This window comes from Streptomyces sp. YKOK-I1 (assembly GCF_054660435.1).
Genome location: NZ_BAAGDR010000001.1, coordinates 8,291,845 through 8,318,843 on the forward strand (window position 1 = coordinate 8,291,845; position 26,999 = coordinate 8,318,843).

General features: G+C 72.6%; 23 protein-coding genes and 1 pseudogene. 11 read left to right on the plus strand and 13 right to left on the minus strand.

Translation table 11 applies throughout. From position 1 onward, the window contains the following. The first annotated feature begins 79 nt into the window (after positions 1–79). The 4 genes and pseudogenes from ACYQ8Q_RS36750 to ACYQ8Q_RS36765 form a co-directional block, all read left to right on the plus strand. Positions 80–478, plus strand: coding sequence for a 6-pyruvoyl trahydropterin synthase family protein (locus ACYQ8Q_RS36750; protein WP_055633342.1), 399 nt, complete (start codon positions 80–82; stop codon positions 476–478). After that, a complete protein-coding gene (locus ACYQ8Q_RS36755; protein WP_460070997.1) occupies positions 475–1,701 on the plus strand; it encodes a glycosyltransferase family 4 protein in 1,227 nt (408 codons plus the stop codon). The genes ACYQ8Q_RS36750 and ACYQ8Q_RS36755 overlap by 4 nt, the downstream gene beginning before the upstream one ends. Then, a complete protein-coding gene (locus tag ACYQ8Q_RS36760; RefSeq protein ID WP_460070998.1) occupies positions 1,698–2,843 on the plus strand; it encodes a trans-aconitate methyltransferase in 1,146 nt (381 codons plus the stop codon). The genes ACYQ8Q_RS36755 and ACYQ8Q_RS36760 overlap by 4 nt, the downstream gene beginning before the upstream one ends. Next, positions 2,843–4,066, plus strand: a pseudogene (locus ACYQ8Q_RS36765) (lysylphosphatidylglycerol synthase transmembrane domain-containing protein); the annotation flags it as partial. The gene ACYQ8Q_RS36760 and the pseudogene ACYQ8Q_RS36765, both read left to right, overlap by 1 nt. A gap of 278 nt (positions 4,067–4,344) precedes the next feature. Here ACYQ8Q_RS36765 and ACYQ8Q_RS36770 read toward each other — a convergent pair. Further along, positions 4,345–5,226: a creatininase family protein gene (locus tag ACYQ8Q_RS36770; protein ID WP_460070999.1), complete on the minus strand. Its 882-nt coding sequence runs from the start codon at positions 5,224–5,226 to the stop codon at positions 4,345–4,347. A 38-nt stretch (positions 5,227–5,264) separates the two neighbouring features. On the opposite strand from ACYQ8Q_RS36770, the gene ribA reads away from it, so the two are divergent. The 4 genes from ribA to ACYQ8Q_RS36790 all read left to right on the plus strand — a co-directional run bounded on the left by ribA (position 5,265) and on the right by ACYQ8Q_RS36790 (position 9,476). Continuing rightward, entirely contained in the window at positions 5,265–5,924 is a 660-nt protein-coding gene (gene ribA / locus ACYQ8Q_RS36775; RefSeq protein WP_460071000.1) for a GTP cyclohydrolase II, read from the plus strand. Between the two features lie 120 nt (positions 5,925–6,044). Then, positions 6,045–7,190 (plus strand): NAD(P)/FAD-dependent oxidoreductase, encoded by a 1,146-nt coding sequence (locus tag ACYQ8Q_RS36780; protein ID WP_460071001.1) that lies wholly within the window; start codon positions 6,045–6,047, stop codon positions 7,188–7,190. Beyond that, positions 7,187–8,269 carry a saccharopine dehydrogenase gene (locus ACYQ8Q_RS36785; RefSeq protein ID WP_460071002.1) on the plus strand — a complete coding sequence of 361 codons (1,083 nt, stop codon included), beginning with the start codon at positions 7,187–7,189 and terminating at the stop codon, positions 8,267–8,269. The genes ACYQ8Q_RS36780 and ACYQ8Q_RS36785 overlap by 4 nt, the downstream gene beginning before the upstream one ends. Beyond that, complete coding sequence (locus ACYQ8Q_RS36790) at positions 8,262–9,476, plus strand: saccharopine dehydrogenase family protein (RefSeq protein WP_460071003.1); 1,215 nt, start codon at positions 8,262–8,264, stop codon at positions 9,474–9,476. The genes ACYQ8Q_RS36785 and ACYQ8Q_RS36790 overlap by 8 nt, the downstream gene beginning before the upstream one ends. A 3-nt stretch (positions 9,477–9,479) precedes the next feature. Here ACYQ8Q_RS36790 and ACYQ8Q_RS36795 read toward each other — a convergent pair whose 3' ends face one another. The 3 genes from ACYQ8Q_RS36795 to ACYQ8Q_RS36805 are packed head-to-tail and all read right to left on the minus strand — an operon-like array spanning position 9,480 to position 12,791. Next, positions 9,480–10,709 (minus strand): serine hydrolase domain-containing protein, encoded by a 1,230-nt coding sequence (locus ACYQ8Q_RS36795; RefSeq protein WP_460071004.1) that lies wholly within the window; start codon positions 10,707–10,709, stop codon positions 9,480–9,482. 58 nt (positions 10,710–10,767) lie between these two features. Then, positions 10,768–12,204 carry an MFS transporter gene (locus ACYQ8Q_RS36800; RefSeq protein WP_460071005.1) on the minus strand — a complete coding sequence of 479 codons (1,437 nt, stop codon included), beginning with the start codon at positions 12,202–12,204 and terminating at the stop codon, positions 10,768–10,770. Continuing rightward, a complete protein-coding gene (locus ACYQ8Q_RS36805; protein WP_460071006.1) occupies positions 12,201–12,791 on the minus strand; it encodes a TetR/AcrR family transcriptional regulator in 591 nt (196 codons plus the stop codon). Before ACYQ8Q_RS36805 ends, ACYQ8Q_RS36800 begins: the two co-directional genes overlap by 4 nt. Positions 12,792–12,911: 120 nt before the next feature. On the opposite strand from ACYQ8Q_RS36805, the gene ACYQ8Q_RS36810 reads away from it, so the two are divergent. Next, complete coding sequence (locus ACYQ8Q_RS36810) at positions 12,912–13,361, plus strand: PPOX class F420-dependent oxidoreductase (protein WP_460071007.1); 450 nt, start codon at positions 12,912–12,914, stop codon at positions 13,359–13,361. A gap of 122 nt (positions 13,362–13,483) precedes the next feature. Here the strand turns inward: ACYQ8Q_RS36810 and ACYQ8Q_RS36815 are convergent, their stop codons facing one another. Together ACYQ8Q_RS36815 and ACYQ8Q_RS36820 are read right to left on the minus strand one after the other, a co-directional pair. Then, on the minus strand, positions 13,484–14,827 hold the full coding sequence (locus ACYQ8Q_RS36815; protein ID WP_460071008.1) for an MFS transporter: 1,344 nt from the start codon (positions 14,825–14,827) through the stop codon (positions 13,484–13,486). A gap of 305 nt (positions 14,828–15,132) precedes the next feature. Then, entirely contained in the window at positions 15,133–15,816 is a 684-nt protein-coding gene (locus ACYQ8Q_RS36820) for a TetR/AcrR family transcriptional regulator (protein ID WP_460071009.1), read from the minus strand. 172 nt (positions 15,817–15,988) lie between these two features. Between ACYQ8Q_RS36820 and ACYQ8Q_RS36825 the strand changes: the two genes are divergently transcribed. Both ACYQ8Q_RS36825 and ACYQ8Q_RS36830 read left to right on the plus strand, forming a co-directional pair. Continuing rightward, entirely contained in the window at positions 15,989–16,867 is an 879-nt protein-coding gene (locus tag ACYQ8Q_RS36825) for a shikimate dehydrogenase (RefSeq protein ID WP_460073638.1), read from the plus strand. Between the two features lie 72 nt (positions 16,868–16,939). Next, on the plus strand, positions 16,940–18,766 hold the full coding sequence (locus ACYQ8Q_RS36830; protein ID WP_460071010.1) for a bifunctional sugar phosphate isomerase/epimerase/4-hydroxyphenylpyruvate dioxygenase family protein: 1,827 nt from the start codon (positions 16,940–16,942) through the stop codon (positions 18,764–18,766). Positions 18,767–18,777: 11 nt separating this feature from the next. Here ACYQ8Q_RS36830 and ACYQ8Q_RS36835 read toward each other — a convergent pair whose 3' ends face one another. The 7 genes from ACYQ8Q_RS36835 to tal are packed head-to-tail and all read right to left on the minus strand — an operon-like array spanning position 18,778 to position 26,998. Beyond that, positions 18,778–20,220: a membrane-associated oxidoreductase gene (locus ACYQ8Q_RS36835; RefSeq protein WP_460071011.1), complete on the minus strand. Its 1,443-nt coding sequence runs from the start codon at positions 20,218–20,220 to the stop codon at positions 18,778–18,780. A 41-nt stretch (positions 20,221–20,261) separates the two neighbouring features. Continuing rightward, positions 20,262–20,855 (minus strand): histidine phosphatase family protein, encoded by a 594-nt coding sequence (locus tag ACYQ8Q_RS36840; protein WP_460071012.1) that lies wholly within the window; start codon positions 20,853–20,855, stop codon positions 20,262–20,264. Positions 20,856–20,861: 6 nt separating this feature from the next. Beyond that, complete coding sequence (gnd, locus tag ACYQ8Q_RS36845; protein WP_460071013.1) at positions 20,862–21,743, minus strand: phosphogluconate dehydrogenase (NAD(+)-dependent, decarboxylating); 882 nt, start codon at positions 21,741–21,743, stop codon at positions 20,862–20,864. A 9-nt stretch (positions 21,744–21,752) separates the two neighbouring features. Continuing rightward, positions 21,753–23,393: a glucose-6-phosphate isomerase gene (gene pgi / locus ACYQ8Q_RS36850; RefSeq protein ID WP_460071014.1), complete on the minus strand. Its 1,641-nt coding sequence runs from the start codon at positions 23,391–23,393 to the stop codon at positions 21,753–21,755. Continuing rightward, a complete protein-coding gene (gene opcA / locus ACYQ8Q_RS36855; protein ID WP_358995665.1) occupies positions 23,386–24,321 on the minus strand; it encodes a glucose-6-phosphate dehydrogenase assembly protein OpcA in 936 nt (311 codons plus the stop codon). Before opcA ends, pgi begins: the two co-directional genes overlap by 8 nt. After that, positions 24,318–25,853: a glucose-6-phosphate dehydrogenase gene (gene zwf, locus ACYQ8Q_RS36860; protein WP_460071015.1), complete on the minus strand. Its 1,536-nt coding sequence runs from the start codon at positions 25,851–25,853 to the stop codon at positions 24,318–24,320. Before zwf ends, opcA begins: the two co-directional genes overlap by 4 nt. Beyond that, on the minus strand, positions 25,850–26,998 hold the full coding sequence (gene tal, locus ACYQ8Q_RS36865; RefSeq protein WP_460071016.1) for a transaldolase: 1,149 nt from the start codon (positions 26,996–26,998) through the stop codon (positions 25,850–25,852). The genes zwf and tal overlap by 4 nt, the downstream gene beginning before the upstream one ends. Between the last annotated feature and the right edge of the window lies 1 nt (position 26,999).

The window sequence follows — 26,999 nt, forward strand, 5'->3', positions numbered from 1 at the left end:
GGCGAGAGCCGTACTACACGGCATCCCCCGGCGGCCAATGGCCGGGGGACCAGACGCGCCGCACCTGGAGGGTCGTCCGTTGTTCAGTGTCACCGTCCGCGATCACATCATGATCGCCCACAGCTTCCGCGGCGAGGTCTTCGGACCCGCGCAGCGCCTGCACGGAGCGACGTTCCTGGTGGACGCCACGTTCCGCCGCGAGCAGCTGGACGACGACAACATCGTCGTCGACATCGGACTGGCCACCCAGGAGCTCGGGGCCGTGGTCAGCGAGCTGAACTACCGCAACCTGGACAACGAGCCCGACTTCGCCGGGATCAACACCTCCACGGAGTTCCTCGCCAAGGTCGTCGCGGACCGGCTCGCCGAGCGCATCCACAAGGGCGCCCTCGGTGAGGGCGCCCGCGGTATCGCCTCGCTCTCCGTCACCCTGCACGAGTCGCACATCGCCTGGGCGAGTTACGAGCGTGCGCTGTGACCGAGGTGACCCTGGCGAAGGCCCCGCTCGCCTACGTGCCCGTGCAGACCGCGGCACCCAAGGCCCCCACCGCTCCGACGGCACCGACGGCTCCGACGGCCCGGAAGGCGGGTGACCTCATCCCCATGTCTCTGCGCTCCGTGCACTTCGTGATGCCGGGCGGGGTCTACGACACCGCCAACCCCAGCGGCGGCAACGCCTACGACCGGCGGGTCTGCCTGGACCTGCCCGGCTTCGGCTGGCAGGTGCACAAGCACCTGGTGAACGGCCTGTGGCCGCGTCCGGAGACCGCCGCCCGCACCGAACTGGCGCGCACTCTGGCCGAACTCCCCGACGGCACGGTCGTGCTGCTCGACGGGCTCGTCGCCTGCGGTGTCCCGGAGATCGTGGTGCCGGAGGCGGAGCGGCTGCGGCTCGCGGTCCTCGTGCACCTGCCCCTCGGCGACGAGACCGGCCTCGAACCGCTGGTGGCCGCCGAGCTCGACGCCAAGGAGCGGGCCGTGCTGCGGGCGGTGCCCGCGGTGATCGCCACCAGCGACTGGGCGGTGCGCCGCCTCGTCTCGCACCACGGCCTGGCCCCGGAGAAGGTGCACTGCGCCGCCCCCGGCGCCGACATCGCGCCCCTCGCCTCCGGTACCGACGGTGTCTCCCGGCTGCTGTGCGTGGCCGCCGTGACCCCGCGCAAGGGCCAGCACCGGCTGGTGGAGGCGCTGGCCGCGGTGACCGACCTCAGGTGGTCCTGCGTGTGCGTGGGCGGCCTGAACCAGGACCCGGAGTACGTCGCCCATCTGCGCGGTCTCATCCGCCGGTACGGCCTCGAGGACCGGCTGGAGCTGGCCGGGCCGAAGGCGGGCGCCGAACTCGACGCCGCGTACGCCTCCGCCGACCTGATGGTCCTCACCTCCTACGCCGAGACGTACGGCATGGCGGTCACCGAGGCCCTGGCCCGCGGCATCCCGGTCCTCGCGACCGACGTCGGCGGGCTGCCCGAGGCCGTCGGCCGCGCCCCCGACGGCGGGATGCCCGGCATCCTCGTCCCGCCGGAGAACCCGGCGGCCCTCGCCGCGGAACTGCGCGGCTGGTTCGGCGAGGCGGACGTGCGGCGCCGGCTGAAGGCGGCCGCGCGCAGCCGCCGGGCCGCCCTGAACGGCTGGGCGTCCACCGCCCAGAGCCTGGCCGGTGTGCTGGGCCGGCTTCCCGGCGAACCCCGGAGGGCGGCATGAGGAAGACGACGGCGAGCCCGGCGGACATGGCACGGCGTGTGGGGGCCATCCCCACCCAGCCGGGCCCGAAGGAGGCCTCCACCATGACGGACATCGCGACCGAGACCGTGACCGACACCGTGGCCCATGACGCGGCGGACGGCGTGACCGACACCGTGGCCCATGACGCGGCGGACGGCGTGACCGACACCGTGGGCCAGGACGTGACGGACAGCGCGGCCGACCCCGACGCGGTGATAGCGGGCGCGGGCCCCGTCACCCGCCCCGGCGAGCGGCCCACCGTACGGCTGCGGGAGGCCGGTCCCGAGGACCAGCCCCGGTACGCGCCCGAGTGGCTCCAGCTGCGTGAGCCCGCGGACGCGGCGGCCCGGGCGGTGGACCTGCTGGACCCGCTGCGGATCCGGCTCGCGAACCTGCCGAACGGGCTCAGCGGCGGCCTCGCCGTGCACGACCTGGGCTGCGGCACCGGCTCGATGGGCCGCTGGCTCGCGCCCCGCCTGGACGGCGGCCAGCACTGGATCCTGCACGACCGCGACCCCTACCTGCTGCACTTCGCGGCCGTCGCCTCGCCGCGCGCGGCCGCCGACGGCAGCCGGGTCACCGTCGAGACCCGGCGCGGCGACGTCGCCCGGCTCACCCCGGACGCCCTGACCGGCGCCTCCCTCGTCACCGCCTCCGCCCTCCTCGACGTCCTCACCCGCGAGGAGGTCGAGACGCTCGCCGCGGCCTGCGCGGGTGCCGGCTGCCCGGCGTTGCTGACGCTGTCCGTCGCCGGCCGGGTCGAGTTCTCCGTGCCGGACCCGCTGGACGAGGAGCTCGCCGCCGCCTTCAACGACCACCAGCGGCGCGGCGGCCTCCTGGGCCCCGACGCGGTGGGTGTCGCCTGCGAGGCGTTCGCCGACCACGGCGCCACCGTCAAGGTCCACCCGAGCCCGTGGCGGCTCGGCCCCGAGCACGCCGCGCTCACCGCTCAGTGGCTGCGGGGCTGGGTCGGCGCGGCCGTGGAGCAGCGCCCCGACCTGGCCGAACGCGCCGAGGGCTATCTCGCCGGCCGCCTCACCGCCTGCCAGGCGGGCGAGCTCAGGGTCACCGTCCACCACAGCGACCTGCTCGCCCTGGCCCGGCCGACGGGGCGCGTCTGATGAGCGCCGAGACGGTGAGCGCGCGGGCCGGGACGGCCGCGCCCGCGGTGTGGGGCGAGGGCACCCCGGTCGTACGGCGGCCGCCCCGCGCCCCGTCGGTGGCGCGTACCGGGCCCGCCGTGTCCGAGGCCCGCATCGGGGTCATCGTGACCGAGCCGCACCGCACGCCGTCGGCGTGGCGCAGGGTGTTCGCCTCGCGCGCCCTGCGCACCCACTTCGGGACCGTCGCCGGCGTCCTCATCCTCACGGTGCTGCTGTGGCGGATGGGGACCGGCGTGTTCCTGGACGGACTGCGCCGGATCGACGCGCCGACCGTGCTGGTCGCGCTCGGCATCGGCGCCGTCACCACCGTGTTCAGCGCCTGGCGGTGGGCGCTGGTGGCCCGCGGGCTGCGGATCCGGCTGCCGTTCGGCGCGGCGGTCGCGGACTACTACCGGGCGCTGTTCCTGAACGCGGCGCTGCCCGGCGGCATCCTCGGCGACGTGCACCGCGCCGTGCGGCACGGGCAGAGCGCCGGTGACGTCGGGCGCGGTGTACGGGCGGTCGTGCTGGAGCGCACGGCGGGACAGCTCGCGCTGGCCGGCGCAGGCGTAACGGTCCTGCTGGTGCTGCCGTCGCCGGTCATGGGCGAGCTGCGCAGCCTCGCCCCGCTGGTCCTGCTGGCCGGTGCGGGGGCGCTCGCCGTCGTCCTGGCCCTGCGCATGAACTCCTCCCGGCCGCGCCGGGCCGGACGCCTGGGCAAGGCGCTGGCCGAGGCGCGCGAGGGGCTGCTGTCCCGGCGCAACGGGCCCGGGGTCGCCGTGTCGTCGCTGGTCGTGCTCGCCGGGTACGTCGCGATGTTCGTCGTCGCCGCCCGGGTGGCAGGCTCCGGCGCCTCCGTGCCCGGCCTGCTGCCGATCGCGATGCTCGCCCTGCTGGCCATGGCCGTGCCGCTGAACGTCGGCGGCTGGGGCCCCCGCGAGGGCGTCACCGCCTGGGCGTTCGGCGCGGCCGGCCTCGGCGCGGACACCGGCCTGTCGGTGGCGGTGGTGTACGGCGTGCTGAGCTTCGTGGCCGCGCTGCCGGGGGCCGTCGTCCTCGTGGTGCGCTGGTACGCGTCCGTACGCGCCGACGGGACGGCGCGGGGGGCCCGCGCGGCGGGTACGGACGAGACGGCCGGGGCGAACGAGACGGCCGAGGTGAGCAAGACGGCCGGGCCGAGCGAGGCGGCCGGGGCGGGCGGGACTGCCGGGGCCGGCGAGACGGGCCGGGCGGGCGAGACCGCTGGGGTGGAGGAGACCGACGGGGCGGGCGAGACCATCGGGCTTGGTGGGACCGCCGGGGCGGCTGAGGTGTCCGGAGCTGCTGAGGTGTCCGGCGCGGGCAAGGTGCCCGGGGCGGCCGAGGCGCTCGCGACGGCCGGGATCGTTGAGGCCACTGAGGCCACTGAGGCCGCCGAGGCCTCTGAAGCCGCCGAGGTCGCCGAGGCCGGTAAGACTGCCGGCCCCGTGTCCCCGGCCGCCTACAGCGAGCCGGTGTCTCCGGCGTCGTCCCCGGTGTTCCCGAAGTCCGCCGAGACTCCCGGGTTCTCCGGGGCCGGTGACTTCTCCGGGCTCGACGGCTTCTCCGAGGCCGGCTCCGAAGTCAGCAGCGAGAAATACGCGCCGAAGGAATCCGCCAGGCTCGCCAGGAGTTCCTTCCCCTTTTCCGCGGACCCCAGGGAAGGACGGCCGATGACGCCCGAATCGGTATAGGCGGACATTCCCAGCGTGAGCAGATGGCGACGGTCGTCCGCGGTGAAATCGGCGGACTCGAAACCGGGCCGGACGAGTTCCGGATGGGCGTGCAGCAGGATCGAGGTCTCGATCTCCCCGGCGTGCATGTCGGTGAGGAGCGAGGTCACCACCCCGGACCGTTCCCGCGCCGCCTCCCAGTCCTCCGGGGCCGGGAAGAGCGCCATCCGCTCGCCGCGGGCGGAGGACTCCTGGACCGCGTTGCCCAGGACGTAGTTCCCGCCGTGTCCGTTGACCAGCACCAGGGCCTCGACGCCCGAGCGGCGCAACGACGCCGCGATGTCCCGTACCACCGCGTGAAGGGTCACGGAGGAGATGCTGACGGTCCCCGGCCAGGCCGCGTGCTCGTGCGAGCAGGCGATGGTCACCGGCGGAAGGAGGTGCACCGGGTACGCCCCGGCGATCTCCCGGGCGATGGCGCAGGCGACCAGCGTGTCGGTGGCGAGCGGCAGGTACGGACCGTGCTGTTCGAAGCTGCCGACCGGCAGGACCGCCACCTGCGTGGTGACGCCCGCGCCCCGGGAGCGGACGTCCTCGGTGGTGTCCACGGGCACCAGGCCGTACGTCGCCGCCACCGCCGTCGCCGCCGTCCTTATCTCCGAACCACTCATCTTTTCCCGGCCTTTCGTCTCCGCTTAGGAATCAGATCATGACAGAGAACATTGGCGTACTCGGCAAGAAGACCGCGCAGCGCACCGGTGTGGAACGCGTGGTGAATGCCCCCTTGCCCACCGTGTACGGGAAATTCCAGGCGGTGGGCTACCTCGACCACGACCGCGGTGACGAACAAGTCGCCCTGGTGTACGGCGAGATCGGCAGCGAGGACGTGCTGACCCGGCTGCACTCGGAGTGCCTGACCGGCGACGCGTTCGGCTCCCAGCACTGCGAGTGCGGCGATCAGCTGGAGTCGGCGCTGCGGGCCGTCGTCGCCGCGGGCAGCGGCATCGTCGTCTATCTGCGCGGCCACGAGGGCCGCGGCATCGGCCTGCTCGGCAAGCTGCGCGCGATGGCCCTCCAGGCGGAGGGGCTGGACACCGTCGAGGCGAACGTGGCGCTCGGCTTCCCGGTGGACGCCCGTGACTACAAGGTGGCCGCCGACATCCTGCGCGACCTCGGCGTACGGTCCGTGCGGCTGATGTCGAACAACCCGCGCAAGCGCGAGGCGCTCGTCGACAACGGCATCCAGGTCGCCGAGGAGGTGCCGCTGCTGATAGAGCCGTGCGAGAACAACATCACCTACCTGCGCACCAAGCGGGAGCGCATGGACCACCGGCTGCCGCACCTGGACGCGGTGGCGCACTGGTCCTGAGCGCGCTCCGGTCGGGATCCCCGCGCCGCCCCGCGGGTAGGGATCACGACGGTCAGTGCAGGTGACAGCCCCGGCCTCGGTACTCGGGCCGGGGCCGCCGCACAGTAAGGAGCCGCTCGCGTGAACACGCATGCCTCGGTCGTCGTCATCGGCGGTGGAGTGATCGGGACCAGCATCGCCTACCACCTGGCCGCCGCGGGCGTACGGGACGTCCTGCTGGTGGAGCGGGACGACCTCGCCGCCGGGTCGACCTCGAAGGCCGCCGGAGGGGTGCGCGCCCAGTTCTCCGACGAACTGAACATCCAGCTCGGGGCGCGCAGCCTGGAGGCGTTCGGGCGGTTCGGCGAGGAGTTCGGGCACGACATCGGACTGCACCGGGTCGGCTACCTCTTCCTGCTCTCCACCCCCGAGGAGGTCGCCTCCTTCGAGGCGGGCGTGCGGCTGCAGAACGCGCTCGGGGTGCCCAGCCGCATGATCGACCCGGCCGAGGCCCGCCGGCTCTCCCCGCTGATCACCACCGACGGCTTACTGGCGGCCGCGTTCTCGCCCGACGACGGGCACTGCACGCCGGAGGCCGTCGTCCAGGGGTACGCGGACGCCGCCCGCCGGTGCGGTGCGCGCATCCTGCGCCGGACCGCGGTGACCAGCATCGAGACCCGCGGCGACACCATCACCGGCGTCACCACCACCCTCGGCCCGGTCACCACCGACACGGTGATCTGCGCGGCCGGCGCCTGGTCCCGGTCGGTCGGCGCCATGGTGGGCGTGGACCTGCCGGTGCAGCCGCTGCGCCGCCAGATCGCGGTCACCGAGGCGGTGCCCGGACTTCCGCCGGACCTGCCCATGACGATCGACTTCAGCACCACCCTCTACTTCCACTCCGAGGGCCCCGGTCTGCTGGTCGGCATGTCAGACCCCGACGAGCGTCCCGGCTTCGCCACCGACACCCACGACCGCTGGATCCCCCGGCTCGCCGCCGCGCTGGAGCACCGCGCCCCCGACATCCTGGAGCTGCGCCGCACGGGCGGCTGGGCCGGCCTGTACGAGGTCACCCCGGACCACAACGCCCTGATCGGCGAGGCGCATTCGGTCTCCCGTTTTCTGTATGCGACCGGTTTCTCCGGGCACGGCTTCCTCCAGGGACCGGCCGTCGGCGAGGTCGTCCGCGACCTCTACCTGGGCCGCGTACCCTTCGTGGACGTCACCCCCCTGAGCGCCGGCCGGTTCGCGGCCGACGCCCCGCGTCCGGAGGTCAACTGCGTATGACGGCACCGACCGCCCCCCACCTGTGGCTGCGCCACGAGGCCCGCTCCACCGAACGGCGCACCCCGGTCGTCCCCGACGACGCCCGCCGCCTCGTCGAGGCCGGAGTGCGGCTGACCGTCGAGGAGTCCCCGCAGCGGATCTTCCCCGTCGAGGAGTACGAGGCGGTGGGCGCCGAAGTCGCCCCCGCGGGCTCCTGGGTGTCGGCGCCGCCGGACACGGTCGTCCTCGGTCTGAAGGAACTCCCCGACCTGCCAGCCGAATTGACGCACCACCACATCTTCTTCGGGCACGCCTACAAGCAGCAGCCCGGCGCCGCCGACCTGCTCCGCCGGTTCGCCGCTGGAGGAGGGGCGCTGCTGGACCTGGAGTACCTGGTCGACGAACAGGGCCGCAGGCTCGCCGCGTTCGGCTTCTGGGCCGGCTACCTCGGCGCCGCCCTCGCGGTGCTCCACCACCGGGGCCGGCTCACCGCACCGCTGCTCCCCACCGACCGGGAGGCACTGGACGAGAGCCTGCGCCCGCGCCCCGGCGACGCGGAGTTCACCGCCCTCGTGGTCGGCGCCCTGGGCCGCAGCGGCCGCGGCGCCCGCGCCGCCCTCGCCACGGCCGGCGTCGACCCCACCTGCTGGGACCTCGCCGAGACCCGCGACCTGGACCGCCGCGCCCTCCTGGACCACGATCTGCTCGTCAACTGCGTCCTGGCCACCACCCCGGTGCCGCCGTTCGTCCGCGAGGAGGACCTGGACGACCCGGCCCGCAGCCTGCGCACCCTCTCCGACGTCACCTGCGACGTCGGCTCCCCCCTCAACGTCCTGCCCGTCTACGACCGCACCACGGAGTGGACGGACCCCGTGCGCACCCTGCGCAAGGAACCTGCGCTGGACCTGATCGCCATCGACAACCTGCCCTCACTGCTCCCGCGCGAGTCCAGCACCGACTTCTCGGCGGCCCTGCTGCCCCAGCTCCTGGAACTCCCCGCGGGGGACGCGTGGGTACGGTGCCTGGCGCGGTTCCGGCAGGCGGGACGTGAACTCGGCGTCGAACTCGGCACCGGAGGAGGGGTGTTCGGTCATGAGTGAAGTGGTTCCCGCGAGCGGCGCCGTCCACTGGGTGGGTGCCGGACTGTCCACGGGCAGCGGGCTCGCCGACCTGTGCGCACGCACCGACGGCGTCCGCCTCTGGCACCGTACGGCGGACCGCGCGGCCGAGGCCCTGGACCGGCTGGGCCTGACCGGACGCGCCGCGCCCCGCGCCTACACGCTCGACGCGCTCACCGCCGAACTCGCCCCCGGTGACATCGTCGTATCGATGCTGCCCGCCCCGGACCACGCCCCGCTGCTCGCCGCCTGCGTCGCCCGGCGCGCCCACTTCGCGTGCTCCAGCTATGTCTCGGACGCGGTGCTGGAGCAGGTCCCGGCGGCGGAGAAGGCGGGGCTGGCCGTCCTCACCGAGGCCGGGCTCGACCCCGGCATCGACCACCTCTTCGCCCACGCCCTGGTGGCCCGCGCACGGGAGGCGATCGGCGCGGACACGGCGGCCTCGTACCGCCTCACCTCGTACTGCGGAGGCGTTCCGGCGGTCCCCAACGACTTCCGCTACCGCTTCAGCTGGGCTCCGCTCGGCGTCCTCAACGCCCTGCGCTCGCCCGCCCGTTACCTCGAGGACGGTGCCGAGACCGTCGCCGCCCGGCCCTGGGAGGCGACCCGGCCGTACGTCGTGGACGGGGAACCCTTCGAGGTGTACCCCAACCGGGACAGCGTGCCCTTCGTCGAGCAGTACGGGCTGCCGAAGGCCTGGAGAGCGGACGGGTTCGTGCGCGGCACCCTGCGCCTGGACGGCTGGCTGCACGCCTGGCAGCCGGTGTTCGAGGAGCTGAAGGCGGGCGACGACACCCGGATCGCCGCCCTGGCACGGGAGTTGGCCGACACCTATCCGACGACCGAGACCGACCGTGACCGGGTGATCCTCGAAGTCGCCCTCGAGGTATCCCCGCAGGCCGACGCGGCGGCGGAGTCAGATGCGGAGGAGGTCGGCGCGACCCGCTCGGCCTCGGGCAAGAGCGCGTCCTGGTCGGGGAGTTGTCTGCTGGACCTGGTCGGCGACGAGGCGGAGAGCGCGATGGCGCGGTGCGTCTCGCGCACGCTCGCGCTCGGCGTCCGGCAGATCCTGGCCGGCGCGCTGCCGCCGGGTCTCAACCGGGCGGCCGAGACGGCGGCCCGGTCGGTGGAGTGGCTCGATGAACTGGCCGCGGAGGGACTGGAGTTCACCTGGCGCGGGGACGGCTGACGGTCAGTCGAGCAGGGCCTCGTGCACCAGCCGCTTGAGATCGGGGTACAGCTTCAGCGACCGCCTCGGCCGCACCTGGGTCAGGAACTGCACGCTCAGGTCGTGCTCCGGATCGATCCAGAAGGTGGTCGTGGCGACCCCGCTCCAGCCGTAGGCGCCGAGGCCCGTCGGGGCCTGGGTGCGGTCCGGGTCGACGACCACGGACACGCCCAGGCCGAAGCCGACCCCGTCGTTGCCCGGTTCGTCGTGCGCCGGACGGCTGCCGAAGGCGCGCAGGTCCGCGCCGTCGGGGAGGTGGTTGCGGGTCATGAGGTCCACGGTCCCGGGGGCCAGCAGCCGCACCCCGTCGAGTTCGCCGCGGCGGCGCAGCAGCTCGCTGAAGCGGTGGATGTCGTATGCGGTCGCCACCATACCGCCGCTCCCCGACAGGAACCGGGGGCGGCCGAACAGCGGCAGGCCGGCGATCGGTTCGATGCCGCCGGCGTCGGTGTCGCCGTACAGCTCGGCGAGCCGGCCCGCCTGCTCGTCGGTGACCTGGAAGCCGGCGTCCGGCATGCCCAGCGGGCGGAGGATCCGCTCGGCGACGAACTCGTCGAGGGGCTGCCCGGACACGACCTCGATGATCCGGCCGAGGACGTTGGTGGACACCGAGTAGTTCCACTGTGTGCCCGGCTCGAACTGGAGCGGCAGCCGCGCGTATGCCTCCACGGTCTCGGCCAGGTTCGAGCCGGGCAGCACCGCCGACTCCAGCCCGGCCTCGCGGTACAGGGCGTCGACGGGGTGACAGTGGTAGAAGGCGAAGGTCAGACCCGAGGTGTGGGTCATCAGATGCCGCACCAGCAGCGGCTGCTGCACCGGGCGGGTGGTGAGGTCCGCGCCCGAGCCGCCCGCGTACACGCGCTGGCCGGCGAAGGCCGGGAGGTGGTCGGCGACCGGGTCGTCGAGCCGCAGCCGGCCCTCCTCCACCAGTATCAGGGCGGCGACGGAGGTGACCGGCTTGGTCATCGAGTAGATCCGGTACAGGGTGTCGGCCTCGACGGGCAGTCCGGCGGCGACGTCACGGTGGCCGTGCGTGGTGAGGTGCGCGACGCGGCCGCCCCGGGAGACCGCCATGAGGAAACCGGGCAGCCGTCCCTCGTCGACGTAGTGGGCGACGTGCTGGTCGAGGCGGTCGAGCGCCTTCGCGTCCAGCCCGACCTCGCTCGGGTCGACCTCTTGTCGCAGCAGTGCCATCGTTCTCCTCCGGTGCGTTCGTGCGAGGTGCGGTCCGGGTTCCCGCTCCGGTACGACCTCAGTGCTCATGGTCGCCCAGGGAACGGGCGCACGGACCGCTTTCCACGCCGTGAGCGGTGTGGGGTGTGTCGCTTCGGCCGGCCGCCGCGCCGGCGAGGGCGGGGGCAGGGACGTCGGTTCCGGCGGGCCCGGGGGCACCGGTGGGGGCGGGGCGTCCCGGCAGGGCACGGCACAGCGGGAGCGCCGCGAGGGCCGCCATGCCCAGCACGGCCAGGGGGGCCCGGTCCGGGCCGAGGCCCATCAGCACGGTCGCCGAGGCGATGCCCAGCACCGGCCCGACGTTCATCGCCGTCTGTTGGAGGCCGCCCGCCACCCCGGCCGCCTCGGCGGGAGCCTGCCGTACGACCACATGGGTGGCCGCCACCATCACGGTCCCGAACCCGGCGCCGACCAGCGCGAACCCGGCGGCGAAGGCCGTCTCGCCCGGCGCCCGGGCCAGCACCAGCAGACCGGTGCCGAGCACGGCCGTCGCCCCCGTGACCGCGGCCCGGGCGCCCACCCGGCGCAGCAGCACCGCCGACACGGGAGCCGCCGCGATCAGACACACCGCCAGCGGCAGACTGAGCAGCGCACTGTGCAGGGCGGTCAGCCCGAGGCCGTCCTGGAGGACGTAGACACAGGCGAACAGTCCGCCGTTCAGTGCCGCCGACGCGGTGACCAGCAGGGCGAGGGCGCCGGCGATCGCGGGGGAGCGGACGACGTCCGGCGGCAGCAGGGGCGCGGGCGTCCGCCGCTCGTGCCGTACGAAGGCGACCGCGGTGAGGAGCGCGGCCGGCGCGGACCAGGTCACGCCCGGCAGAGTGACGAGGGCGTGCACCAGACAGGCCGACGCCACGGCGAGCAGCAGGGCGCCCGGCAGGTCCAGCGGCGCGTCGGCCGGCGGCCGTCTCCCCTCCCGTGCGGCCAGCGCGAGCACGCCGAACAGCAGCGCGGGCACCACGTTGAGCAGGAACACCGCCCGCCAGCCGAACGAGGTGGCGAGCGCACCGCCCAGCACCGGCCCGGCCGCCGCGGCCACCCCCATGGCCGCCGTCCGCACGGCGATCGGCGTACGCAGCCGGTCCGGCGGGAACGATGCCCGCAGCATCCCCAGCGTCGCCGGTTGCAGCAGCGCCCCGAACACCCCCTGGACGACGCGCAGTCCGATCACCCAGCCCACGCCCGGCGCCATCGCGATGCCCGCCGAGGCGGCGCCGAAGCCGAGCATGCCGACCGCGAAGGTACGGCGGTGTCCGTACCGGTCGCCGAGCCGTCCGGCGAAGACCAACAGGCCCGCCACGGCGACGAGATAGCCGGTGCTCGTCCACTGCGCCAGGGTGAGGGAGGCGTGCAGGTCGTGGCGCATTGTCGGCTGGGCGACGGTGAGCACGGTGCCGTCCAGGGCGACGACCACGGCCCCCGCCACACTGCTCGCCAGCGTCAGCGGACGGTTCACCGGTCGTCCTCCGGCCCGAGGTGCGCGTCGAGCGCGGTCCGCAGAAGGGGGGTGAAGTCATCAGTTCCTGTGGCGAGTTGGAGGCTTCCCCAGCCCCACAGCTGGGCGATGCCGTGCAGATTCGCCCACAGCGCGCCCGCGACCGCCCGGGCGTCGACGTCGGGACGGGCCCGGCCCACCAGGTCCACCAGGACGCCGAACAGCGGAAGGCTGGTGTCCCGCAGCCGCAGATGCCCGCTCTCCAGCAGATCGTGACGGAACATCAGCTCATACATTCCGGCGTTGTCCAGAGCGAACTCCAGGTAGGCCTGCCCCAGTTCGGTGAGCCGGGCGCGCGGGGCCGCGTCGCCGTCGGCGAGCGTCGCCGTCACCCGGATCCCCAGCTGGGTGAAGCCGCGGCGGGCGATGGCCGACAGCAGCTCCAGATGGGTGGGGAAGTAGCGGCGCGGCGCACCGTGGGACACGCCGGCCCGGCGGGCGATCTCCCGCAGGGTCAGCGCACCGGCCCCCTCCAGGGCGACCAGATCCACGCCGACGTCGACGAGGTGCGTCCGCAGATCGGGGTCCGGCTTCTCGGATTCGCTCATAGACACTGTCTACCACTCGTCCGTAGACAGTGTCTACGCCATCGTCGGCTGCTCACGGGAGTGCGGTGACGGCGCGCGGGCGGGGGAATGCGCCCCGGTGGTGCGCCGGTTGTACGGACCATGACTCGGGACTCGACGCGACATGCCCTGCTCGCCCTGCTCTCCGAGAGCCGCGGCGGAGTACTGGTCACCCTCAAACGCGACGGCCGCCCCCAGCTGTCCAACGTCAGCCACCACTACTACCCGGACGAGGGCGTGATCCGGATCTCCGTCACCGACGACCGCGCCAAGACCCGCAACCTGCGCCGCGACCCCCGCGCCTCCTACCACGTCACCACCGCAGACCGCCGCGCCTACACCGTCGTCGAGGCCGTCGCCGACCTCGCCCCGGTCGCCGCCGACCCCTACGACGACACCGTGGAGGAACTCGTCCGCCTCTACCGCGACGTCCTCGGCGAACATCCCGACTGGGACGACTTCCGCACCGCCATGGTCCGGGACCGGCGCATGGTCGCCCGGCTCAGGGTGGAGCGGGCGTACGGGATACCCCGGCAGGCCGACGCCGTGTGACGCCGACGCCGAGAGGGGCGTACGACGGCGCGGGACGGCACATGCCCGAGCCCCCGGAGCCGTGGCGGCGTCCGGGGGCTCGGGAGTCCGGGGAGCGGGGGTGTGGGGATGCGGGGGTCCGGTCAGGCGGTCACCGTCTCCGGCTGGGAGACCTCGCGGGCGCCCCGCGCGCCGAGCTGCTCGGTCGGGATCCTCGCGGTCTCCCGGGCCGACAGCGCCGCGATCACCGGCGGCACGCACAGCGCCGCCGTGAACAGGGCGACGGAGGACCAGTCGTCCCCGCCCGGGCCGGCGATCTGCGCCGCGAAGGTGACCGCGAAACCGGCCACGGCGAAACCGATCTGGGTGCCGATCGCCATGCCCGACAGCCGCACCCGGGTCGGGAACATCTCGCCGTAGAAGGAGGGCCACACACCGTTCGCGGCGCTGTAGACCACACCGAAGGCGACGATGCCGAGGACCAGGATCAGCGGGTAGGAGCCGGTGGAGATCGCCCACAGGTACCCGAACATCGCCACCGCGCTGCCCACCGCGCCGATCAGGTACACGGGACGGCGGCCGATGCGGTCGGAGAGCGTGGCCCACGCCGGGATGGCGCCCAGCGCGACCAGGTTGGCGAGCGCGCCGACCCACAGCATCGAGGAACGGTCCATGCCGACCGCGTCGCTCGTCGCGTACGCCAGCGCCCACACGGTGAAGATGGTGCTGACCGAGGCGATCAGCGCGCCCCCGATCACCCGCAGCACATCCGCCCAGTGCTCCCGCAGCAGCACCGCCAGCGGCAGCTTCACGACCTCGCCGGTGGCCTGCTGCGCCTCGAACGCCGGGGTCTCCTCCAGCTTCCGCCGGATCACATAGCCGACCACGGCGACCGCGATGCTCATCCAGAACGGCACCCGCCAGCCCCACGACAGCAACTGGTCCTCGGGCAGCGCCGCGACCGGGATGAAGACCAGGGTGGCCAGCAGCTGCCCGCCCTGGGTGCCGCTCAGGGTGAAGCTGGTGAAGAAGCCGCGCCGGTGCGGCGGTGCGTGTTCGAGCGTCATCGAGTTGGCGCTGGCCTGCTCGCCGGCGGCGGAGATGCCCTGCAGGACGCGGCACAGGACCAGCAGGACGGGGGCGAGGGCGCCGACCTGGGCGCGGGTGGGCAGACAGCCGATCAGGAACGTCGACACGCCCATCAGGATCAGCGTGAACACCATGATCTTCTTACGGCCCAGACGGTCCCCGAAGTGCCCGAGGAAGAGCGCCCCGACCGGCCGCGCCGCGTAGGCGACACCGAAGGTGGCGAGCGACAGCAGGGTCGCGGTGGCCGGGTCCGACTCGTCGAAGAAGACCTTCGGGAAGATCAGCGCGGCCGCGCTGCCGTAGATGAAGAAGTCGTAGTACTCCAGGGCGCTGCCGATCCATGCCGCGGTGGCGGCTTTCTTCGGCTGGCCGGGGGGCGCTGCGGCGGGGACGGACACGGCGTGCTCCTTCGGGGGAACTCCAACGTACGCAGGAGTGGGACAAAAGGGGAGAAGGGCCGGATCCCTGGGGTGCGGGGCGGCTGCGCCGGGTCGAGGTCGATGACCCGGCTAATTAACCCACTGGGTAGTTAGTAGCGGATGGCCAGTGATGTTGCGCCGTTGTTTCGTCGCTGTCAATAGGTCTCGGCGAAGGGAAGCGGAAGCAGCGCGCCGGCCTGGGCGGCGGTATGCGATCTGCCGTACGCGGTCGATCGGCGACTGTCGTCCGTCGATCGCATACCGTCGACGGCCGCCCTCAGCCCTCAGCCCTCTTCCCGCTCCGCCCGCTCCGTCCGCTCCGCCGTCAAGTACGCGATCACCATGTCCCCGAGCATGGTCCGGTAGTGCTCCCGCTGCGCCGGATCCACCAGGTCGCGCCCGAACAGCGCGCCGAAGGTGTGCCGGTTGGCCACCCGGAAGAAGCAGAACGAGCTGATCATCGCGTGCAGGTCCACGGCGTCCACCTCGGCGGTGAACAGCCCGGACTCCCGGCCGGCGGCGAGGATGCGGCGGATCACGTCGAGCGCGGGGGAGCCCATCCGGCCGAGTTTCTCGGAGGCGGCGATGTGCTCGGCCTCGTGGATGTTCTCGATGCTGACCAGCCGGATGAAGTCCGGGTGCCGCTCATGGTGGTCGAAGGTCAGCTCGGCCAGGCGCCGGATCGCCGCCACCGGGTCCAGGTGCTCGACGTCGAGCCGTTGCTCGGCCTCGCGGATCACGCCGTACGCGCGCTCCAGGACGGCGGTGAACAGTTGCTCCTTGCCGCCGAAGTAGTAATAGATCATCCGCTTGGTGGTGCTGGTGCGGGCGGCGATGTCGTCGACGCGGGCCCCGGCGTAGCCGGCGCGGGCGAACTCCCGGGTCGCCACGTCCAGGATCTCGGCCTGGGTCCGGGCGGCGTCGCGCGTGCGCCCGTTGGATCGTGCCGGTTCGTCGACGCTGGTCATCGGGTTCCTTCGGGCGGTGTGGCTGCGTGCAGCGATTCTAGGAGCCGTTCCCGTCCCGCGAGGCGAGAGGGGCTTCCCCGTCGGCCTGGCGGGATGCTATGACTAACTCACCAGTTCGTACATTAGCCAGCCGCTCAGGAGGTCCTCCGTGACCAAGGACGTGACCCAGGACGTGACCAAGGACTCGTATCTCGTGGGTCTGATCGGTTCCGGTATCGGCCCGTCGCTCAGCCCGGCGCTGCACGAGCGGGAGGCCGACCGGCAGGGGCTGCGCTATCTGTACCGGCTGATCGACATCGACGTCCTCGGGGCCGCTCCGCAGGCGGTCGGCGATCTGGTGCGGGCCGCCCGTGACCTGGGCTTCGACGGGCTGAACATCACCCACCCGTGCAAGCAGCTGGTCATCGAGCACCTCGACGCGCTGTCCCCGCAGGCCGAGGCGCTCGGCGCGGTCAACACGGTCGTCTTCGAGGACGGCGGCCGGGCCGTCGGCCACAACACGGACGTCACCGGCTTCGCCGCGTCGTTCGCCCGCGGCCTGCCGGACGTCCCGCTGGAGGGGGTCGTGCAGCTGGGCGCGGGCGGCGCGGGCGCGGCCGTCGCGCACGCCACGCTCACGCTCGGCGCCGGCCGGGTCACCGTCGTGGACGCGCTGCCCGAGCGGGCCGCGCAGCTCGCCGCCGCCCTGAACCGCCACTTCGGCGAGGGCCGGGCCGCCGCGTCGGGACTCGACCGGCTGCCCGGGCTGCTCGCGCACGCCGACGGCGTCGTCCACGCCACCCCCACCGGCATGGCCGCCCACCCCGGCCTGCCCTTCCCCGCCGCACTGCTGCGACCGGGACTGTGGGTCGCCGAGGTCGTCTACCGTCCCCTGGAGACCGAGCTGCTGCGCACCGCCCGCGCCCTCGGCTGCGCCACCCTCGACGGCGGCGGCATGGCCGTCTTCCAGGCGGCGGACGCGTTCCGCCTGTTCACCGGGCGGGAACCCGACAGCGCCCGCATGCTCGCCGACATCGCCGCACTCGCCGGTGCCGTCCCCGCCCCCAAGTAGCCACGGTCTCCCCGTCCCCCGGGCGGACAAGCCGCCGCGACCCCGAAGCGACCAGAACCACGAGGTGCCCAGGTGCGTACGTCCATCGCCACCGTCTCCCTGAGCGGATCCCTCACCGAGAAGCTGACGGCCGCCGCCCGCGCCGGCTTCGACGGCGTCGAGATCTTCGAGAACGACCTGCTCGCGAGCCCCCTCACCCCCGAGGACATCCGCGCCCGCTGCGCCGACCTCGGCCTGAGCGTCGACCTCTACCAGCCGATGCGCGACGTCGAGGCCGTCCCCGAGGCCGAGTTCGCCCGCAATCTGCGCCGCGCCCGCCACAAGTTCGAGCTGATGGGCCGGCTCGGCGTGGACACCGTCCTGGTCTGCTCCAGCGTCCACTCCCTCGCCGAGGACGACGACGCCCTCGCCGCCGAGCAGCTCGCCCGGCTCGCCGACCTCGCCCAGGACTTCGGCGTCCGGGTCGCCTACGAGGCGCTCGCCTGGGGGCGGCACGTCAGCACGTACGACCACGCCTGGCGCATCGTCGACACCGCCGGCCATCCCGCGCTCGGCACGTGCCTGGACAGCTTCCACATCCTGTCCCGGGGCGCTGAGCCCAAGGACCTCAAGGGCATTGCGGACATCCCCGGCGAGAAGATCTTCTTCCTTCAGCTCGCCGACGCCCCGCTGCTCGGTATGGACGTCCTCCAGTGGAGCCGCCACCATCGCTGCTTCCCGGGGCAGGGCGGATTCGATGTGGTGGATCTCGTACGCCGTGTACTGCATACAGGATACGATGGTCCGCTCTCCCTCGAAGTCTTCAACGACGTCCTCCGCCAGGCCGAGGCCGGCCCCACCGCCGTCGACGCCCGCCGCTCCCTGCTGCTGCTCCAGGAGGAACTCGGCATCGCCGGCCTCCCCGCCCCGGCCACCCCCACCGGGATCGCCTTCGCCGAACTGGTCACCCCCGACGCGGAACCCGTCAGCGCGCTCCTCGGCTCCCTCGGCTTCGCCCGCACCGCCCGCCACCGGCGCAAGCCCGTCGAACTGTGGGAGCAGGGCCAGGCCCGGATCCTCGTCAACACCGGCCCCGCCGCCCTCCCCCACTCCCGGCTCCGCTCGCGCGTCGGGACACCCCTCGACGGCACCACCCTCACCGCGATCGGCCTGGAGTCCCCGGACCCGGCCGCCGCCGCCCGCCGCGCCGAGGCCCTCCTCGCCCCCGTGCTGCCCCGCCGCCGCGCCGCCGAGGACGCCCCGCTCGACGCAGTCGCCGCCCCCGACGGCACCGAGCTCTTCCTCTGCGCCACGAACCGCCCCGGGCTGCCCGACTGGCGCGCCGACTTCGAGAACGACCCGCACACCCCGGCACCCCCCGGCGAGCTGCGCGTCGACCATGTGGCGCTCACCCAGCCCTGGCACCAGTTCGACGAGGCCGTCCTCTTCCACCGCGGCGTCCTCGGCCTCGACGCACAGGAGAGCGTCGACGTCGCCGACCCCTACGGGCTGCTCCGCAGCCGGGCCGTGGCCAGCGCCGACGGCGCCGTCCGCTTCCCGCTCACCGTCGGCGCCGCCCCCGGCGACGACACCGCGCACGCCCGGCACATCGCCCTGGCCACCGACGACGTGGTCGCCGCCGCCCGCCGCTTCACCGCGGCCGGCGGACGTCTGCTGCCGATCCCCGCGAACTACTACGACGACCTCGCCGCCCGCTTCGAGTTCGCCGACGGTGAGCTGGAGACGTACCGGGAACTCGGCATCCTCTACGACCGGGATCCGCACGGTGTCTTCCGGCACTGCTACACCCGCACCGTGGGTCGCGTGTTCTTCGAACTCGTCCAGCGCGACGACGGCTACCGGGGCTATGGCGCCGCCAACGCGCCGGTGCGGCTGGCCGCGCAGCACACCGCCCGCTGACCCGGGCCGGCCTACTGGCGGCTGATCGTCCTGGTCACACCGGCGGCGACGGTCGTGGCCAGGATCCAGCCGGCGACGACGAGGACGTACGACAGCGTCTGGTACCCGCCCCGCGGGGCGAACGCGCCCTCCTGCCCGAACGAGATCACCGGCAGCAGCAGGTCCAGGGTGTAGAAGACGGGGTCGAAGACGGGGGCCTCGTCCGCCTTGAGCGGCGGCGGATGGTGCCCGGCGTACGCGATCGAACCGGCGGCGAGCAGCGACAGCAGCCAGACGGCGGCGCGCAGCGGACGGAAGCCGTAGCCGACGGCCGCGTCCTGGAGGTGGCCCCACAGCCGCCCGTGCCAGGGGAGCGTGGACCGGCGGCGGCGCTGCTTGGCGAGCTGGACGACCCGGGCGGCCTGGTCGTCGCCGGTCCTGCGGTATGCGGCCGTCAGTTGTTCGTATGCGTGCGGGTCGAAGCCCTGGCCGTCCCGCTCCAGCATCGGCAGCCGGTCCTCGGCGGGCACGTGCGGGGTGAGGAAGGTGTAGGTGAGGTCGAGCAGGCGCACCTGGTCCGGGAGCATCCCCGGCTCCAGGCTGAGCTGGTTGATCTCGGCCCGCCGCAGATTCAGCATGCCCTCCATCCGGGGGCCGCGGCGCAGCCAGAGCTCGCCGATCACACAGCTGCTGGCCCGCAGGGCGCCGCCGCCGGGGTTGGACAGCCGGGCGTGCAGCAGGTCCATCCGGCCGGGTATCCGGGCACCGCGCAGGTCGATCCGGCCCCGCGCGCTCAGCCGGCGACCGAGCAGGTTGGCGCCCACTTCCAGCGCGTCGGCCTCCAGCACATTGGCGCCCGGGTTGCTCAGCTCGGCGTCCTGCAGGTCGAGCGACCCGGCGACGGAGGCCCCGTCGAGCCGGATCAGGCCCTCGGCGCGCAGACCGCGGGCGCACAGGTCGTCGGCGACGGTGATCTGGTGGAGGTGGAGGGCGGGCCGGTCCGTGTCCCCGGCGGTGGCCTCGGCCTCCTCCAGGAACAGCGCGCCGGCGATCTGCGCGCCGTCCGCGCGGACCGGCCCGCCGAACCGGCAGCGGGTCAGCCGCAGACTGCCGTCGATGCGGGCCCGGGTCACCTGCAGACCGGGCATGTCCGAGTCCCGCATGCTGACGTAGCGCAGATGGGCGCCGATGAGGTCGGGCGGCTCGTCGAAGCGGCAGTGCGTGAGATGGACGACGCTGTCGACGGTGGCGTACCGCAGCTCCAGGGCACCGGTGACGCGGGCACCCCGTACCTTGAGGGCCGCTATCTCGCCCTGTTCCTGAGGGCCGTTGAGGAGCAGGGCCCGCAACACCGTGGCGCGTACGGTCCGTTCGGGTCCCCAGTCGTCGGATCCGTCGCGGAAGTCCACCTCCGCGCCGGTGGCGAAGGCCCGCCAGACACGTCGTTCGGCCGGTGTCAGATCGTCGATCTCCATCAGCCGCGACTCTGGCGGGCCCCTTGAACGGTGTCAACCGGTTACGGCCTGACGTTCCACTCCGCGATCACGGGCCACCCGTGCTCGGTGGACAGCCTGCTGTACGTTCCCGTCGCCAGCTGGAACAACCGGCCCTGCGCGGGCGGGAGTCCGAGCCGACGGGCCGTCAGCACCCGCAGGAAATGCCCGTGGGCGACGAGCACGGCGTCCCCGCCGCAGTCGGCGAGCGCCGCGTCGACCCGGGACAGCACCCGGTCGGCGCGCCGCCCGATCTCCTCGGGCGACTCACCGGGGTGACCGTCGGTGCCGGGCGGCACCCCGTCGGTCCACAGGTCCCAGGTGGGCCGGTCGCGGTGGATCTCGACGGTGGTGATGCCCTCGTACCCGCCGTAGTCCCACTCGTGCAGGTCGGGCGCGGCGACCGCCCCGCCGATGCCGGCGAGCTCGGCGGTGCGCATCGCTCGGCCGAGCGGGCTGGTCAGGGCGGTGCAGAAGGTCCGGCGGGAGAAGAACGGGGCGAGCGACTTCGCCTGGAGCTCGCCGTTCTCGGTGAGCGGCAGGTCGGTGAAGCTGGTGTGCTGTCCCGACCTGCTCCACTCCGTCTCCCCGTGGCGGACCAGCAGCAGATCCCCCACGGCCGGCTACTCCTTCGCCGACTCGACGGCGTGGCCGCCGAACTGGTTGCGCAGCGCCGCGATCATCTTCATCTGCGGCGAGTCGTCCTGGCGGGACGTGAACCGTGCGAAGAGGGAGGCGGTGATGGCGGGCAGCGGCACGGCGTGGTCGACGGCGGCCTCGACGGTCCACCGTCCCTCGCCGGAGTCCTGGGCCCAGCCCCGCAGCTTGTCGAGGTGCTCGTCCTCGTCGAGGGCGTTGACCGCGAGGTCGAGCAGCCAGGACCGGATGACGGTGCCCTCCTGCCAGGAGCGGAAGACCTCGCGCACGTCCGTGACGGAGTCGACCTTCTCCAGCAGCTCCCAGCCCTCGGCGTAGGCCTGCATCATGGCGTACTCGATGCCGTTGTGGACCATCTTCGAGAAGTGCCCGGCGCCGACCTTGCCCGCGTGGACATAGCCGTACGGGCCCTCCGGCTTGAGCGCGTCGAAGACCGGCTGCAGCCGGTCGACGTGGCTCTTGTCGCCGCCGACCATGAGGGCGTAGCCGTTCTGCAGGCCCCAGACGCCGCCGGAGACACCGGCGTCGACGAACCCGATGCCCTTGGCGCCCAGTTCGGCCGCGTGCTTCTCGTCGTCCGTCCAGCGGGAGTTGCCGCCGTCCACGACGACGTCGCCAGCCTGGAGCAGGTCGCCGAGCTCGTCGACGACGGACTGGGTGGGGGCGCCGGCCGGGACCATCACCCAGACGGTGCGCGGCGCTTGGAGCTGCTGGACGAGTTCCGCGAGGTCCTTGACATCGGAGAGTTCGGGGTTGCGGTCGTAGCCGACGACAGTGTGGCCCGCGCGGCGGATGCGCTCGCGCATGTTGCCGCCCATCTTGCCGAGACCGATGAGACCGAGCTGCATATCAGTTCACTACTTCCTGAGTTCGCGGTACGCGGCCACGAGGGCGGCGGTGGAGGGATCGAGGCCGGGGACGTCCGCGCCCTCGGTGAGGGCGGATTCGACGCGCTTGGCGAGGACCTTGCCGAGCTCCACGCCCCACTGGTCGAAGGAGTCGATGTTCCACACGGCCCCCTGCACGAACACCTTGTGCTCGTAGAGGGCGACGAGCTGGCCGAGGACCGACGGGGTCAGCTCCGCGGCGAGGATCGTGGTGGTGGGGTGGTCGCCCCGGAAGGTGCGATGCGCGACCTGTTCCTCGGGCACCCCCTCGGCCCGCACCTCGTCGGCAGTCTTGCCGAAGGCCAGCGCCTGGGTCTGGGCGAAGAAGTTCGCCATCAACAGGTCGTGCTGGGCCTTCAGTTCACCGCTCAGCTCGTCGACCGGGCGGGCGAAGCCGATGAAGTCCGCGGGGATCAGTCTGGTGCCCTGGTGGATCAACTGGTAGTAGGCGTGCTGCCCGTTGGTGCCGGGCGTGCCCCACACCACCGGCCCGGTCTGCCAGTCGACCGGCCGGCCCTCGCGGTCCACCGACTTGCCGTTGGACTCCATGTCCAGCTGCTGGAGGTAGGCGGTGAACTTCGACAGGTAGTGGCTGTAGGGCAGGACGGCGTGGGACTGGGCGTCGTGGAAGTTGCCGTACCAGATGCCCAGCAGGCCAAGGATCAGCGGGGCGTTGGACTCGGCGGGGGCGGTGCGGAAGTGTTCGTCGACGAGGTGGAAGCCGTCGAGCATCTCGCGGAAGCGGTCCGGGCCGATGGCGATCATCAGGGAGAGGCCGATGGCGGAGTCGTAGGAGTAGCGGCCGCCGACCCAGTCCCAGAACTCGAACATGTTGGCCGTGTCGATGCCGAAGTCCGCGACCTTCCCGGCGTTGGTCGACAGCGCCACGAAGTGCCGTGCGACCGCCTTCGCCTCGCCGCCGAGGCCGTCGAGGAGCCAGGTGCGGGCCGAGGTGGCGTTGGTGATCGTCTCGATCGTGGTGAACGTCTTGGACGCGATGATGAACAGCGTCTCGGCCGGGTCCAGGTCGCGGGTGGCCTCGTGCAGGTCGGCACCGTCGACGTTCGACACGAAACGGAACGTCAGGTCCCGGGCCGTGTAGGCCCGCAGCGCCTCGTACGCCATGGCCGGGCCGAGGTCGGAGCCGCCGATGCCGATGTTGACCACGTTGCGGATGCGCCGGCCGGTGTGGCCGGTCCAGGCCCCGGAGCGGACCCGGTCGGCGAAGTCGCCCATCTTCGCCAGCACGGCGTGCACGTGAGGCACGACGTTCTCGCCGTCGACCTCCACGACCGCGGCGGCCGGGGCGCGCAGCGCGGTGTGCAGGACCGAGCGGCCCTCGGTGAGGTTGACCTTCTCGCCGCGGAACATGGCGTCCCGCAGCCCGAACACGTCGGTGGCGGCGGCCAGTTCGGTCAGCAGGGCCAGCGTCTTGTCGGTGACCAGGTTCTTCGAGTAGTCGATGCGCAGGTCGCCGACGCGCACCACGTACCGTTCCGCGCGCCCGGGGTCCGCCGCGAACAGCTCACGCAGTCGCGGGGTTTGCCGCGCACGGTGGTCCGCCAGGGCGGCCCACTCGGGCCGCTCCGACAGCCGGGGTGAGTCAGACATGAGAGGGGTTCTCCTTGGTGCCCTCGCCCCTGAGGGCGATGGCGTACATCTCGTCCGCGTCGAGGCGCCTGAGCTCCTCGGCGATCAGTTCCGAGGTGGTGCGGACCTTCAGCGCGAGGGTGCGCGAGGGCTGGCCCGGCAGGGTGAGCGTGGCGAGAGGGCCCTCGGGGCGGTCGATGACGATCTCGCCGCCCGCGGTGCCCAGCCGTACGGCCGTGACGACCGGTCCGGCGGTGACGACCCGGTCGATCCGGACCCCGAGCCGTGCCTCCAGCCAGCGCGCCAGGAGTTCGGCGGCCGGGTTCTCCGCCTCGGCCTCCACCGCCCCCGACACGATCGGCACCCGGGCCTGGTCCAGGGCCGCCGCCAGCATCGAACGCCACGGCGTCAGCCGGGTCCACGCGAGGTCGGTGTCACCGGGGGCGTAGGAACGCTTCCGGGTCTCCATCGTCTGCAACGGGTTCTCGACGGCATACAGGTCGGTGATCCGGCGCTGCGCGAGCGCGCCCAGCGGGTCCTTCGCGGGGTACTCGGGCGCGTCCACCGGCCACCACACGACCACCGGCGCGTCCGGCAGCAGCAGCGGCAGGACCACCGAGTCGGCGTGGTCGGACACCTCGCCGTAGGTCCTGAGGATCACGGTCTCGCCGGTGCCGGCCTCGGAGCCGACACGGACCTCCGCGTCCAGCCGCGACTGGGTGCGCTCCCGCGGGGTGCGCGCGTGCCGCTTGATGACGACCAGGGTGCGCGAGGGGTGCTCGTGCGAGGCCTCCTCGGCCGCCTTGATCGCGTCGTAGGCGTTCTCCTCGTCCGTGACGATCACCATCGTCAGGACCATGCCCACGGCGGGTGTGCCGATGGCGCGGCGACCCTGCACCAGCGCCTTGTTGATCTTGCTTGCCGTGGTGTCCGTCAGATCGATCTTCATGGCCTGCGCCAGCTCCGTCCGTCTCGTGCGAGCATCTCGTCGGCTTCCTCGGGTCCCCAGCTGCCCGAGGGGTACTGCGCGGGCCTTCCGTGAGCCGCCCAGTACTCCTCGATCGGGTCGAGGATCTTCCAGGACTCTTCCACTTCCTGGTGGCGCGGGAAAAGGTTGGCATCGCCGAGCAGTACGTCCAGGATGAGGCGCTCGTACGCCTCCGGGCTGGACTCCGTGAAGGACTCGCCGTAGGCGAAGTCCATCGTCACGTCCCGGATCTCCATCGAGGTGCCCGGCACCTTCGACCCGAAACGGACGGTGATGCCCTCGTCGGGCTGGACCCGGATGACGATCGCGTTCTTGCCGAGCTCCTCCGTCGCGGTGGAGTCGAAGGGGGAGTGGGGCGCCGACTGGAAGACGACCGCGATCTCGGTGACCCGGCGCCCGAGCCGCTTGCCGGTGCGCAGATAGAACGGGACGCCCGCCCAGCGCCGGTTGTCGACGTTCAGCTTCACGGCGGCGTACGTGTCCGTCGTCGAGGCCGGGTCGATGCCCTCCTCCTCCAGATACCCGCGCACCCTCTCGCCGCCCTGCCAGGCGCCCGCGTACTGCGCCCGCACGGTGTGGTCCCCGAGGTCCTCGGGCAGCTTCACCGCCTTGAGCACCTTGAGCTTCTCGGTGAGCAGCGAGGACGCGTCGAAGGAGGCGGGCTCCTCCATGGCCGTCAGCGCCATCAGCTGGAGCAGGTGGTTCTGGATCACGTCACGGGCGGAGCCGATGCCGTCGTAGTAGCCCGCGCGGCCGCCGATGCCGATGTCCTCGGCCATGGTGATCTGTACGTGGTCGACGAACGACCGGTTCCAGATCGGTTCGAACATGGTGTTGGCGAACCGCAGCGCCAGGATGTTCTGGACGGTCTCCTTGCCCAGGTAGTGGTCGATGCGGAACACCTGGTCCGGTTCGAACACGTCGTGCACGACCGCGTTCAGCTCACGGGCGCTCGCCAGATTGTGTCCGAACGGCTTTTCGATGACCGCCCGTCGCCAGGATCCCTCCGGCGCCTTCGCCAGCCCGTGCTTCTTCAGCTGCTCGACGACCTTCGGGAAGAACTTCGGCGGCACCGAGAGGTAGAAGGCGAAGTTGCCGCCCGTGCCGCGCGAGGCGTCCAGCTCCTCGACGGCCGTCTTGAGCTGCTTGAACGCCGTGTCGTCGTCGAAGTCGCCCGGCACGAACCGCATGCCCTCGGCGAGCTGCTGCCAGACCTCCTCGCGGAACGGCGTCCGCGCGTGCTCACGCACCGCGTCATGCACGACCTGCGCGAAGTCCTGGTCCGCCCAGTCCCGGCGGGCGAACCCGACGAGCGAGAAGCCCGGCGGCAGCAGCCCGCGGTTGGCCAGGTCGTACACGGCCGGCATCAGCTTCTTGCGGGACAGGTCGCCCGTCACCCCGAAGATCACCAGGCCCGACGGGCCCGCGATACGGGGCAGGCGCCGGTCACGGGGGTCCCGCAGGGGGTTGTCCCACCCAGGGATGGTGCTCATTCCGCGTCAGCTCCCTTGCTCTCCAGCGACTTCGTGACCGTGTTCAGCAAGTCCTCCCACGCCGCCTCGAACTTGGCGACACCCTCATCCTCCAGACGGGTGACGACCTCGTCGTACGAGATGCCGAGTGCCGCTACGGCGGCCAGGTCGGCGCGGGCCCGGTCGTAGCCGCCGGTCACCGTGTCGCCGGTGACGGCGCCGTGGTCGGCGACGGCGGCCAGGGTGGCCTCCGGCATGGTGTTGACGGTGCCCGGCGCGACCAGATCGTCCACATACAGCGTGTCCTTGTATGCAGGATCCTTCACACCGGTGGATGCCCACAGCGGACGCTGCCGGTTCGCCCCCGCCCCGGCCAGCGCGGACCAGCGCTCACCGGCGAAGACGCCCTCGTACGCCTCGTAGGCCAGCCGTGCGTTCGCCAGCGCCGCCCGCCCCTTCAGCACGAGCGCCTCGTCCGTGCCGAGGACCGTCAGGCGCTTGTCGATCTCGGCGTCTACACGGGAGACGAAGAAGGAGGCGACGGAGTGGACGGTGGAGAGGTCCACCCCGTTGGAAAGCGCTTGCTCCAGGCCCGCCAGATAGGCGTCCATGACCTCGCGGTAGCGCTCCAGCGAGAAGATCAGCGTGACGTTGACGCTGATGCCGTGGCCGATGACCTCGGTGATCGCCGGGAGGCCGGCCTTCGTCGCCGGGATCTTGATCATCACGTTGGGACGGTCGACGAGCCAGGCGAGCTGCCTGGCCTCGGCGACGGTGGCCGCGGTGTCGTGGGCGAGGCGGGGGTCGACCTCGATCGACACGCGACCGTCGACGCCATGCGATGTTGTGTATACAGAATGCAGGATATCGGCCGCGGCCCGCACATCGGCCGTGGTCATCATCCGCACGGCCTCGTCGACCGTCACACCCCGCACCGCCAGATCGGCGAGCTGGTCCTCGTAGCCCTCGCCGGAGCCGATGGCGGCCTGGAAGATGGACGGGTTGGTGGTGACGCCGACGACGTGCCGCGTGGCGACGAGATCGGCGAGGTTGCCGGACTGGATCCGCTTGCGCGACAGGTCGTCCAGCCAGATGGAGACGCCTTCGTCGGACAGGCGCTTCAGGGCTTCCGCGGTGGGCGCGGTCGCTTCGGTCACTGTGATCATC

What these genes read in the sequence shown, in the direction of transcription:
- ACYQ8Q_RS36760 (WP_460070998.1), top strand. Translation starts at nt 1,698, where the DNA reads ATGAGGAAGACGACGGCGAGCCCGGCGGACATGGCACGGCGTGTGGGG.
- ACYQ8Q_RS36770 (WP_460070999.1), bottom strand. Translation starts at nt 5,226, where the DNA reads ATGAGTGGTTCGGAGATAAGGACGGCGGCGACGGCGGTGGCGGCGACG.
- ribA (WP_460071000.1), top strand. Translation starts at nt 5,265, where the DNA reads ATGACAGAGAACATTGGCGTACTCGGCAAGAAGACCGCGCAGCGCACC.
- ACYQ8Q_RS36785 (WP_460071002.1), top strand. Translation starts at nt 7,187, where the DNA reads ATGACGGCACCGACCGCCCCCCACCTGTGGCTGCGCCACGAGGCCCGC.
- ACYQ8Q_RS36790 (WP_460071003.1), top strand. Translation starts at nt 8,262, where the DNA reads ATGAGTGAAGTGGTTCCCGCGAGCGGCGCCGTCCACTGGGTGGGTGCC.
- ACYQ8Q_RS36795 (WP_460071004.1), bottom strand. Translation starts at nt 10,709, where the DNA reads ATGGCACTGCTGCGACAAGAGGTCGACCCGAGCGAGGTCGGGCTGGAC.
- ACYQ8Q_RS36805 (WP_460071006.1), bottom strand. Translation starts at nt 12,791, where the DNA reads ATGAGCGAATCCGAGAAGCCGGACCCCGATCTGCGGACGCACCTCGTC.
- ACYQ8Q_RS36810 (WP_460071007.1), top strand. Translation starts at nt 12,912, where the DNA reads ATGACTCGGGACTCGACGCGACATGCCCTGCTCGCCCTGCTCTCCGAG.
- ACYQ8Q_RS36820 (WP_460071009.1), bottom strand. Translation starts at nt 15,816, where the DNA reads ATGACCAGCGTCGACGAACCGGCACGATCCAACGGGCGCACGCGCGAC.
- ACYQ8Q_RS36835 (WP_460071011.1), bottom strand. Translation starts at nt 20,220, where the DNA reads ATGGAGATCGACGATCTGACACCGGCCGAACGACGTGTCTGGCGGGCC.
- gnd (WP_460071013.1), bottom strand. Translation starts at nt 21,743, where the DNA reads ATGCAGCTCGGTCTCATCGGTCTCGGCAAGATGGGCGGCAACATGCGC.
- pgi (WP_460071014.1), bottom strand. Translation starts at nt 23,393, where the DNA reads ATGTCTGACTCACCCCGGCTGTCGGAGCGGCCCGAGTGGGCCGCCCTG.
- opcA (WP_358995665.1), bottom strand. Translation starts at nt 24,321, where the DNA reads ATGAAGATCGATCTGACGGACACCACGGCAAGCAAGATCAACAAGGCG.
- zwf (WP_460071015.1), bottom strand. Translation starts at nt 25,853, where the DNA reads ATGAGCACCATCCCTGGGTGGGACAACCCCCTGCGGGACCCCCGTGAC.
- tal (WP_460071016.1), bottom strand. Translation starts at nt 26,998, where the DNA reads ATGATCACAGTGACCGAAGCGACCGCGCCCACCGCGGAAGCCCTGAAG.